Source organism: Gottfriedia acidiceleris (genome assembly GCF_050457485.1).
GTDB classification, from domain to species: domain Bacteria; phylum Bacillota; class Bacilli; order Bacillales; family Bacillaceae_G; genus Gottfriedia; species Gottfriedia acidiceleris_D.
Genome location: NZ_JBCMJM010000037.1, coordinates 1 through 9,714 on the forward strand (window position 1 = coordinate 1; position 9,714 = coordinate 9,714).

7 protein-coding genes and 9 tRNA genes are annotated in these 9,714 nt (G+C 34.1%); 1 reads left to right on the forward strand and 15 read right to left on the reverse strand.

Going from position 1 to position 9,714, the window contains the following annotated elements; genetic code table 11:
* Window positions 1-175 precede the first annotated feature (175 nt).
* From yhbH to queG, 6 genes are all read right to left on the reverse strand, one after another.
* The gene (gene yhbH, locus ABEY15_RS23940) at window positions 176-1,369 is read right to left on the reverse strand and encodes a sporulation protein YhbH (RefSeq protein ID WP_025671718.1); all 1,194 of its coding nucleotides are present in this window, start codon (window positions 1,367-1,369) and stop codon (window positions 176-178) included.
* Between the two features lie 328 nt (window positions 1,370-1,697).
* Window positions 1,698-2,600 (reverse strand): aldo/keto reductase, encoded by a 903-nt coding sequence (locus ABEY15_RS23945; protein WP_429892467.1) that lies wholly within the window; start codon window positions 2,598-2,600, stop codon window positions 1,698-1,700.
* A gap of 103 nt (window positions 2,601-2,703) precedes the next feature.
* Entirely contained in the window at window positions 2,704-4,599 is a 1,896-nt protein-coding gene (locus tag ABEY15_RS23950) for a PrkA family serine protein kinase (protein WP_429892468.1), read from the reverse strand.
* A gap of 436 nt (window positions 4,600-5,035) precedes the next feature.
* Entirely contained in the window at window positions 5,036-5,530 is a 495-nt protein-coding gene (gene trmL / locus ABEY15_RS23955) for a tRNA (uridine(34)/cytosine(34)/5-carboxymethylaminomethyluridine(34)-2'-O)-methyltransferase TrmL (RefSeq protein ID WP_429892469.1), read from the reverse strand.
* Window positions 5,531-5,592: 62 nt separating this feature from the next.
* Window positions 5,593-6,507: an amidase domain-containing protein gene (locus tag ABEY15_RS23960; RefSeq protein ID WP_429892470.1), complete on the reverse strand. Its 915-nt coding sequence runs from the start codon at window positions 6,505-6,507 to the stop codon at window positions 5,593-5,595.
* A gap of 76 nt (window positions 6,508-6,583) precedes the next feature.
* A complete protein-coding gene (gene queG, locus ABEY15_RS23965; RefSeq protein WP_429892471.1) occupies window positions 6,584-7,708 on the reverse strand; it encodes a tRNA epoxyqueuosine(34) reductase QueG in 1,125 nt (374 codons plus the stop codon).
* Window positions 7,709-8,222: 514 nt separating this feature from the next.
* Between queG and ABEY15_RS23970 the strand changes: the two genes are divergently transcribed.
* Window positions 8,223-8,519, forward strand: a complete 297-nt coding sequence (locus tag ABEY15_RS23970) for a hypothetical protein (RefSeq protein WP_429892472.1) — start codon at window positions 8,223-8,225, stop codon at window positions 8,517-8,519.
* 223 nt (window positions 8,520-8,742) lie between these two features.
* Here ABEY15_RS23970 and ABEY15_RS23975 read toward each other — a convergent pair.
* From ABEY15_RS23975 to ABEY15_RS24015, 9 genes are all read right to left on the reverse strand, one after another.
* Window positions 8,743-8,825, reverse strand: a tRNA-Leu gene (locus tag ABEY15_RS23975).
* Window positions 8,826-8,915: 90 nt separating this feature from the next.
* Window positions 8,916-9,002: transfer RNA gene (locus ABEY15_RS23980), tRNA-Leu, on the reverse strand.
* A gap of 14 nt (window positions 9,003-9,016) precedes the next feature.
* Window positions 9,017-9,087 (reverse strand) — tRNA-Cys (locus tag ABEY15_RS23985).
* 5 nt (window positions 9,088-9,092) lie between these two features.
* Window positions 9,093-9,167: transfer RNA gene (locus tag ABEY15_RS23990), tRNA-Gly, on the reverse strand.
* 5 nt (window positions 9,168-9,172) lie between these two features.
* Window positions 9,173-9,247: transfer RNA gene (locus tag ABEY15_RS23995), tRNA-Gln, on the reverse strand.
* An 80-nt stretch (window positions 9,248-9,327) separates the two neighbouring features.
* Window positions 9,328-9,403: transfer RNA gene (locus ABEY15_RS24000), tRNA-His, on the reverse strand.
* Window positions 9,404-9,418: 15 nt separating this feature from the next.
* Window positions 9,419-9,492 (reverse strand) — tRNA-Trp (locus ABEY15_RS24005).
* A 5-nt stretch (window positions 9,493-9,497) separates the two neighbouring features.
* Window positions 9,498-9,582 (reverse strand) — tRNA-Tyr (locus ABEY15_RS24010).
* 10 nt (window positions 9,583-9,592) lie between these two features.
* Window positions 9,593-9,665: transfer RNA gene (locus tag ABEY15_RS24015), tRNA-Thr, on the reverse strand.
* Window positions 9,666-9,714: the final 49 nt, after the last annotated feature.

Below are 9,714 nucleotides of genomic sequence, written 5' to 3' on the forward strand. Positions count from 1 at the left end.
AGAATTTAAGATAATTCTTATGCAACTAAACTGCCATTATGTTGAATAAAAATCCGACTTCACTAGTATTTAAACTCAAAATATTTACGAAAAAAACCAGAAAAACCCTCTACCGGGCTTTTCTGGTTTCACTTTCTATTTAACTCACAATTCATTTAAGTCAATAATCCAGCGATTATTTCGCTGCCTTCTCATATTCCTGTTTAAAGAAGCTCTTCATTGAATGGAATACATCTGATTTTTGTTTAAGGATATAGTAGCGGAATTTTTCATCATTAATGTTTTTATATGCGGACATAAGAGTAGAGTGTCGATTGTATTGGTTTACTTCTCCGTATCCGAACATATTGCTCACTTTCATTAATTCTTGAACTAATTTTACGCAGCGAGCATTATCAGATGTTAAATTATCTCCATCAGAGAAGTGGAATGGATAGATATTATATCTTTCAGGAGAATATTTGTATTCAATTACTTCTAAAGCTTTTCGATAAGCAGATGAACAGATCGTTCCTCCGCTTTCTCCTTTTGTGAAGAACTCTTCTTCTGTAACTACTTTTGCTTCTGTATGGTGGGCAATAAACTCGATATCAACTGATTCATATTTTGTTCTTAAAAATCTAGTCATCCAAAAGAAGAAGCTTCGTGCCATATACTTTTCCCATAAGCCCATACTTCCGCTCGTATCCATCATTGCGAGTACGACGGCTTTAGATTCTGGTTTTCTAATTTCATTCCATGTACGGAACTTTAAGTCTTCTGGAGATATCGGATAGAATGATGGCGTACCACTCATAGCGTTACGTTTAAACGCTGACATCATCGTACGTTTTTTATCAATGTTACCCATTAAACCAGTTTTTCTAATGTCATTAAATTCAATGTTTTCTACTGTATTTAAATCTTGTTCTTTTCTTTTTAGATCAGGTAACTCTAACTGACTAAAAAGAGCTTCCTCTAATTCCATTAGTGAAACCTCTGCCTCATAGTAATCTTCGCCTGATTCCTTACCTGCTCCTTGCCCTTTACCAGCACCCTTTTGCGGCTGGCCACCTTGTGAACCATCTCTTGCCACTACATCGCCAACTTTACTGTCTCCAGTACCCTGACCAACGTGTTTATTTTTATCGTAGTTGTATCTAATCTTATACTCATCTAGTGACCGAATTGGAATTTTTACTACATCGCGCCCGTTTGACATGATGATGCTTTCTTCTGTGATCAAATCTGCTAAATTCTTTTTAATCGCCTCTTGTACCTTCTCTTGGTGGCGCTGTTGGTCGTCGTGTCCTTTACGATGGAGGGTCCAGTCTTCCTGTGAAATGGTAAAATTATGCTTTTGTTCATGTTCATTATTTTCATTACTCATTTTCTTTCCCTCCCTTACTTGTTTTGATTTATTTGTAAAAATAAAAAAATCGTCACACAATAATACACAATTGCATAAACTAATTCGGTAGGTGATTTTCTACCCTTTTTTATAGATTACTCTATCATATGCAGAAGGACACAATAATTGACAATGTTTCTTCTAAATTTTACACCCATTTTTTCAGAAAATTGGACGAGTCCTTAAAAATAAATATATTTATATAAAAATTCCAATAAACTTTTGCCTTTAACTATATGTAAAAATACTAAAAAAAGAACAAAAAAATAAGTGGAAAACTAGTAAAAAGTTCTCCACTTATTTTTATTTAAGGTAAATTATGACCCATTCCAGCTACGTAAATTCGTAACCATTGTTCCGCTGACATACTTAACTTTGTAGACTCAACTGCTGTTTTAACACGTTCAATTTTACCAGACCCTACGATTGGCATCATTTTAGCAGGATGAGCTAATAACCATGCGTACATTACTTCGTCGATTGAATTTGCGCCAATTTCACTAGAAATCTCTTTAAGCATTGCTCGAACTCGTACAGCTGATTCAGACTGACTAGTGAAAATTTGTCCGCCTGCTAATGGGGACCAGATCATTGGAGCAATATCTTTTTCAAGTAATAAATCAATTGTTCCTTTTTCAAAATGTTCTAATTGCATTGGCGAAACTTCGATTTGATTTGTTACTAAAGGCATGTTTAGATATGCTTGTAATGCATTAAATTGAGATGGTAAAAAGTTTGATACCCCAAAGTAGCGTACTTTTCCTTCCGAATGAAGTTGATTAAACGCCTCTGCGATTTCCTTTGGATTCATAAAAGGATTTGGTCTATGTATTAAAAGTAAATCGATATAATCTGTTTGTAGATTTTCCAGTGAATTATTAACACTCATAAGGATATGCTCTTTACTAGTATCATAATGATTCATTTTAAGTTCAGGAAACTTTGATGACTTTAACTTTATTCCACATTTTGTAACGATTTGAATTTTTTCACGAAGCTCCGGTTTTAGCGCTAGAGCCTTTCCAAAAATTTCTTCACAAGTATAGCCACCGTAAATATCGGCATGATCAAATGTTGTAATTCCTAAATCAATACATTCTTCTATAAAAGTGACTAATTGTTCTGATGTCATTTTCCATTCAGATAAACGCCATAAACCGTGAATAATTTGTGAAAACTCAAGATTTTCAGCTATTTGAATTCTTTTCATCTACACTCTCTCACCTTTCTTTTTAATCATTATCATCATTATAGGATAAACGTTATTAATTGCAAAAGAAAACGGCTATCTAAAAGATAGCCGCTTAAACAATTTAACGGTTAAGTAATGAGCCTACGTAACGTAATAATTCATTTGCTGATGTTGAGTTGTAACCATATTCATCAACTAATCTGCTGACAACGTCATTGATTTTCTTTAATTGACGCTCGTCAGGAGTTTTTGTGGACGTCGTAATCTTCACAACATCCTTCAGATCCGAAAAAAGTTTCTTTTGGATTGCTTCTTTTAATCTTTCATGTGAATTGTAATCAAAACGTTTGCCTTTTCTTGCATATGCAGAGATTCTAATTAGTATTTCTTCACGGAATGCTTTCTTTGCATTCTCAGAGATACCAATTTGTTCTTCAATCGAACGCATCAACTTCTCATCTGGATTCATCTCTTCACCTGTTAAAGGATCACGAAGCTTATTCTTATTGCAATATGCTTCTACATTATCAAGATAATTATCCATAAGCGTTTTTGCGGACTCTTCATATGAATAAACAAAAGCTTTTTGAACTTCTTGTTTTGCAATATCATCATATTCTTTTCTTGCGATTGAGATAAAATTCATATAACGCTCACGATCTTCATTAGAAATAGAAGGATGTTGATCTAAACCATCTTTTAATGAGCGTAATACATCCAAAGCATTAATTGAAGGAATCTCTTTTCGAATAATTGTTGATGAAATACGATTAATGACATATCGTGGATCGATACCATGCATACCTTCATCTAAATATTCTTTCTTCAGCTCCTCCAAATCAACAGTGTTATAGCCTTCTACCATTTCACCATCATATAGACGCATCTTCTTAACTAAATCGATATCTCCTCGTTTTGGTTCTTTTAAACGAGTAAGAATTGTAAACATTGCTGCAACACGTAAAGTATGTGGAGCAATATGAACATTTGAAACATCACTTTCAGAGATCATTTTTTGATAAATTCTCTCTTCTTCACTTACTCTTAAGTTATACGGAATTGGCATTACAATTATTCGAGAATGAAGTGCTTCATTCTTCTTATTATTAATAAAGGATCTATACTCTGTTTCATTCGTATGAGCAATGATTAACTCATCCGCAGAAATCAATGCAAAACGCCCTGCCTTAAAGTTTCCTTCCTGCGTCAGGGATAATAAGTGCCATAAAAACTTTTCATCACATTTTAACATCTCTTGGAATTCCATCATTCCACGGTTTGCTTTATTCAACTCACCATCAAACCGGTAGGCACGTGGATCTGACTCTGATCCAAATTGAGCGATTGTTGAAAAATCAATACTTCCTGTTAAATCTGCAATATCTTGAGATTTTGGATCAGACGGGCTAAAAGTACCAATACCAACTCGACGATCCTCTGATAAAAATACTCTTTCTACCATAACATCTTCTATTCTTCCACCAAACTCTTGTTCAAGTCTCATTAAGTTTAAAGGTGAAAGGTTTCCTTCAATTCGAACTCCATATTCATTGAAAAAATCATCTCTTAAATGGTTAGGAATTAAATGCAATGGATCTTCATGCATTGGGCAACCTTTAATAGCATAGATTGCTCCTTGATCAGACCTTGAATAATTTTCTAAGCCTCTCTTTAACATCGTTACTAAAGTAGATTTACCACCACTTACAGGACCCATTAACAATAAAATACGTTTTTTTACATCTAATCTCTTGGCAGCAGGATGGAAATATTCTTCCACGAGTCTCTCTAACGCTTCTTCTAATCCATATAGGTTGTTATTAAAGAAACTGTAGGTTTTTTTACCATTCACTTCTTCAATACCTGCGTCTTTAATCATATTATAAATTCTAGAATGTGCAGTTTGTGCAACCCATGGCTCCTCTTTTAACATTTCAAGATACTCAGCAAAAGTGCCTTCCCATTTCAATCTTTGTTCCATGTCCCGATGCTGCTCAAGTTTCTTTAAAATATCCATGGACAAGTACCTCCTTCTTCTCATCTGTAAGAGAGATTATTAAAGGATATGCAAGGATGTCCGTACTCATGCTATATCTTTGAGTAGGAAAATATATTTTATCGAAATTCAATTCTCATAATTTTACTTTCATATTTCTATGTTTTTTTTGTATAATAAGGTTTAGGGTGTTGGGAATTTTTCAATTGGGAGGATACATACTGATGAGACTAGTATTAATTTTATTAGTTACAGCATCATTTTTAGCAGCAATTTTCACAGGCGGCTATAATGACAAACCTGGACTGAAAAACAGATAATATTTTTTAAAGGATGCTTCTAAACACGGATCTTAATTTTATTTAGACCGTTCTACTGGAAGCATCTTTTTTATTTGTTTACTCTTTGATAAAATCTTAATTTAATAAAAAAATCACCATTTATATGGTGACTTTTATTACTTAGAATAATCCTTTACCTTTAACAAATCACGGAAATCTTGCTGACGTAAAGCTTCGTAAATTAAAATTGCAGCTGTATTTGATAAATTTAGAGATCTAATATGATCTGTCATTGGTATACGTAAACAAGTTTCCATGTTTTTTTCAATTAACTCTTTCGGAAGCCCTGTTGTTTCTCTACCAAATACAAAGAAAATCTCTTCATCTAAATTTGTATAATCAAAGTTTGAATATGTTTTTTCCCCAAATTTAGTTATAAAGTAAAATTTCCCGTCTTTATATTTATCAAATAAATCGTCCAAAGATTCATGATAATGTATATCTACATGCTCCCAATAATCAAGACCAGCTCTTTTTAACATTTTATCATCAGTTGAAAAACCTAACGGACGGATTAAATGCATACTTGTATCTGTTCCTGCACATGTACGTGCAATATTTCCTGTATTTGCTGGAATTTGTGGTTGATATAATACAACGTGTATTCCCATCTTTTTCACCTCTATATTGTTTCAATGCTTTATATTATACCAAATTCGTAATTAATAAGGTATTATTCCATTGGAGGGTTAGAAAAGTCATCTACGAAGTGAAAAAACTTATACTTTATATTCTCCGTAAAAGCAGAAGAATCATAGTATGACCAATATCTTTTACGGCTATTTACAGTATGTGCATTCACTAACGGTTCACCATTTTCATCCTTAGCAACAACGATCGTACAATGATTCCATACTCCATCACCTTCGAAATCATATACGATAATATCCCCTAATGAAAGATCTCTTGGAGAAGGCACCTCTTCTGCTTTAATTCCAGTTTTAGGCGAAGGTAAAAATCTCCTTAATGCGTGAGCAACTCTCCAGCTATAACTACTATTAGAATGATTTTTATACCACCACCCTGTCCCGGGTTTTGGCATTCCAACCATTCGAATGCCTCCAGCCCTTAAACATTGAGATATAAAATTAGTACAATCATTTGCATACAATGGATATTCTTTATTATGGCCATCCCACCAGGTTTCAGCATATTTAACAGCATTAAATCGGTTATATCTGTTATTTCGAACCAATGATTCATTTTCACCTAAATCGTCTTCTTCAAGTTCAAAATTTTCAACTTGATTATCAATCGGGAACGGTATGTCATATAAGATTTCATCATTTTCCATTGCGATTTGTCTTTCATGTTGATCCTCTTCAAAATATAAATCGGTTTGCTTTAAAAAATAACGAGTATGGAATGTATAATTTATATACGTTACGTCCTGTTCAGTCCAAATATTGTTTACATCAAGATTTCCATATACTTTCACTAATGAAATATTACGCTTATTATATAATTCAACTTTACGCCTGATTGCCTGATATTCTTTTTCTTGAATAGGATGACTTCGATGTCCTTCACCAAAATAAAGTTGTAATCGTTCTTTTAAATAACACTCTAAAAGTTCACGATTAAACAAGATAATCCCCCTTTTCAACATATATTCTTATTCTATACGATGTTGAAAAATAAGAGATTATACCACTCAATATTGATTACCTTGAAAGAAGAGCATTAATTTCATGTAATACAATCTCGTTTTGCTCTTTTCGCAAACAACTTTCAATAAATGGTGTACTATTCTTTCCTTCAATCTCAAAGATAGCCCAAATAGCTGTACCTCTAATTACTGGTCTTGCATCTTTTTTCGCTAATTCCTTTAAATCATCTAATGCCGATTCATCTTTAAAATGTGCTAAAGCAATGATGGCATTACGCTGAATAGGATTCTTTCCTCTCCAAGACCCAGACATTTGGCCAAACTGACTTTTAAACTCTCTGTTACTTACCTTTAATACAGAGCGTAATAAAGGTTTTACAGTTTCCGGAGCAGGTTCCATCTCAATATGGTGAGTAAAATTAATACCTTTATTTTTAGGACAAACTGTCTGACATGTATCGCATCCATATATACGATTTCCCAGCTCTTTTCGAAACTCAACAGGAATCATCTCTTTTGATTGTGTTAAAAAAGCAATACAATTTTTAGCATTTAATTGACCTGGAGAAACAATCGCACTTGTTGGACAAACATCAAGGCATTTTGTACACTCTCCACACTGTTCCTCAATAGGCGAATCTGGTTCAAAAGGTAGTGATGTAATCATTTCCCCTAAATACACATAAGAACCGAATTCTGGCGTAATAATTGAACAATTTTTAGCACTCCAACCTATACCAGCTCGCTCAGCCACAGCTCGATCTACTAGCTCACCAGTATCAACCATCGACTGAACCTTTGCATTTGGATAATGTAATAATATAAATGACTCAAGCTGAAGTAATTTCTTTTTTACAACTACATGGTAATCTTCCCCCCATGAGGCCCTACAAAAAATTCCTCTTGTAGATCCTTTTTTACTTTTAGGAGGATTTTTTAATTTAGATGGATATGCTAGAGCAATTGCAATAATTGAATTAGCTTCTGTCATAATTTTTCTGGCATCTACTCTTCGTTCAATATCCTTTGTCTCAAAACCCGATTGATAATTTAATTCCTGCTGCCTATATAAACGATTTTTTAATGTTAAAAATGGATCAACAGTCGTAAATCCAATCTTATCTATTCCAATTTCTTTACTATATGAAATCAATTCTTTTTGAAATTCTTTTATATTCACAAGAATCACCTAACTGCCTGTTAATTTACAAATTATATTTTCTATTCTAGTCAGAAAATTATTTCTTTATCTAATTATGTCACAAAATTCTTTAATAATAGACTTTTTAATATAAAAAAACGCAATGTATCGTTCTTCGAATGAATCAATACACTGCGTTGTTATCAAGTTATAAGTGCTTAACTACTAATACAAATGTAATGTGTATTTAGTAGGTTTTTAATGAACTTGTAATTAAATTTATCATAAATATGTCATAAATTCAAGAATAAAATCAATTTTTGTCGAAAGAGTTCTAGCAGCATGATTTATGAAATGGTCGAGAATAGATAATGTTTATAGCAGTTAAAAAATAGCGGATGACGTGAGTAGGAAAAGATCAATATTCATCAGAACTTTAATTAATTAACTAATTGCAGAGGATATTGAAAGATTTGTAGAAATTTGATTGAAGGTATAATGAATTTTTCCATAGAATTCTTCTTTATAGGTTAAATATAGGAGGAGAGTAACTATGACAGATCCTTTGGTAAATGAAGAAAAAAATCCTTTGGTCGAAAGTTTCGAAGGTGTTTGTAGTTTGATTGAAGAAACAAACGACAGGATTGATTTTACACAGGATACACTTAAGGAACTTGATCGATACAATAATGAGAAATTAAAAGATGCAAAACAATTTACTATTAAAGTAGCTGCTGCAAGCCTACTAATAGCAACAACAGGCTTAGTAGTTACTTTAGCAAATAAAAGAAAACCAAAACAATTTGATTGGCTTGTTGCTAAGCAAAAACGTAAGTATGTAAAAATGTAAAGATAAGCATTATTAAATGAATAATAGTCACATAAAGAAAGGCAACGACTATAACAATGGTCGCTACCTTTCTTTATGATAATCTTTAATACATAATGAAGACAATTATTAAATGCTCGATGAAGATGAAGAATTAAAAAGGCTATTCTTTTCCTTACGCTTTACTATCTAAACAAAAAAGGATTCTGCATCATTTGCAAAATCCTCTTCCCTTAATTCAATATAGCGGTGACAGGACTTGAACCTGCACATCCGTGAAGATACCTGATTTTGAGTCAGGCGTGTCTGCCATTCCACCACACCGCCAAAAAGTTATAAAATAATTATAATATATGAAAGACAAATTGTCCATTCAAATCTGAAATTAAAAACCTCTTACAAAAGTAAGAGGTTTAATGGTACCGAGGGCCGGACTCGAACCGGCACGGGGTCAACCCCCGCAGGATTTTAAGTCCTGTGTGTCTGCCATTCCACCACCCCGGCAGAAGTAAATTAAAAGGCGGTAACCGGATTTGAACCGATGATAAAGGTTTTGCAGACCTCTGCCTTACCACTTGGCTATACCGCCATATGTGGAGCGGAAGACGGGGCTCGAACCCGCGACCCCAACCTTGGCAAGGTTGTATTCTACCACTGAACTACTTCCGCATAAATGGCTGGGCTACCTGGATTCGAACCAGGGCATGACGGAATCAAAATCCGTTGCCTTACCGCTTGGCTATAGCCCATTAATTAAGAACTTTATATACTATATTCAATTTACTATAAATTATATTACTCACTTAAGTAATCGTTACAATAATTTAAATGGGGCGACCGATGGGAATCGAACCCACGAGTGTCGGAACCACAATCCGATGCGTTAACCACTTCGCCACGACCGCCATTATTGTATTATTTGGCAGGGGCAGTAGGAATCGAACCCACACCAAAGGTTTTGGAGACCTCTATTCTACCGTTAAACTATGCCCCTATAAATGGTGGAGGGGGACGGATTCGAACCGCCGAACCCACAGGGAGCGGATTTACAGTCCGCCGCGTTTAGCCACTTCGCTACCCCTCCGGTTAAAGAGTGCCGACTAGAGGACTTGAACCCCCAACCTACTGATTACAAGTCAGTTGCTCTACCAATTGAGCTAAGTCGGCTTAATAAGAATTACTTTTTATATATTTTAAGATGGTGGCTCGGGACGGA

What these genes read in the sequence shown, in the direction of transcription:
- ABEY15_RS23945 (WP_429892467.1), bottom strand. Translation starts at nt 2,600, where the DNA reads ATGAAAAGAATTCAAATAGCTGAAAATCTTGAGTTTTCACAAATTATT.
- ABEY15_RS23950 (WP_429892468.1), bottom strand. Translation starts at nt 4,599, where the DNA reads ATGGATATTTTAAAGAAACTTGAGCAGCATCGGGACATGGAACAAAGA.
- ABEY15_RS23970 (WP_429892472.1), top strand. Translation starts at nt 8,223, where the DNA reads ATGACAGATCCTTTGGTAAATGAAGAAAAAAATCCTTTGGTCGAAAGT.
- trmL (WP_429892469.1), bottom strand. Translation starts at nt 5,530, where the DNA reads ATGGGAATACACGTTGTATTATATCAACCACAAATTCCAGCAAATACA.
- yhbH (WP_025671718.1), bottom strand. Translation starts at nt 1,369, where the DNA reads ATGAGTAATGAAAATAATGAACATGAACAAAAGCATAATTTTACCATT.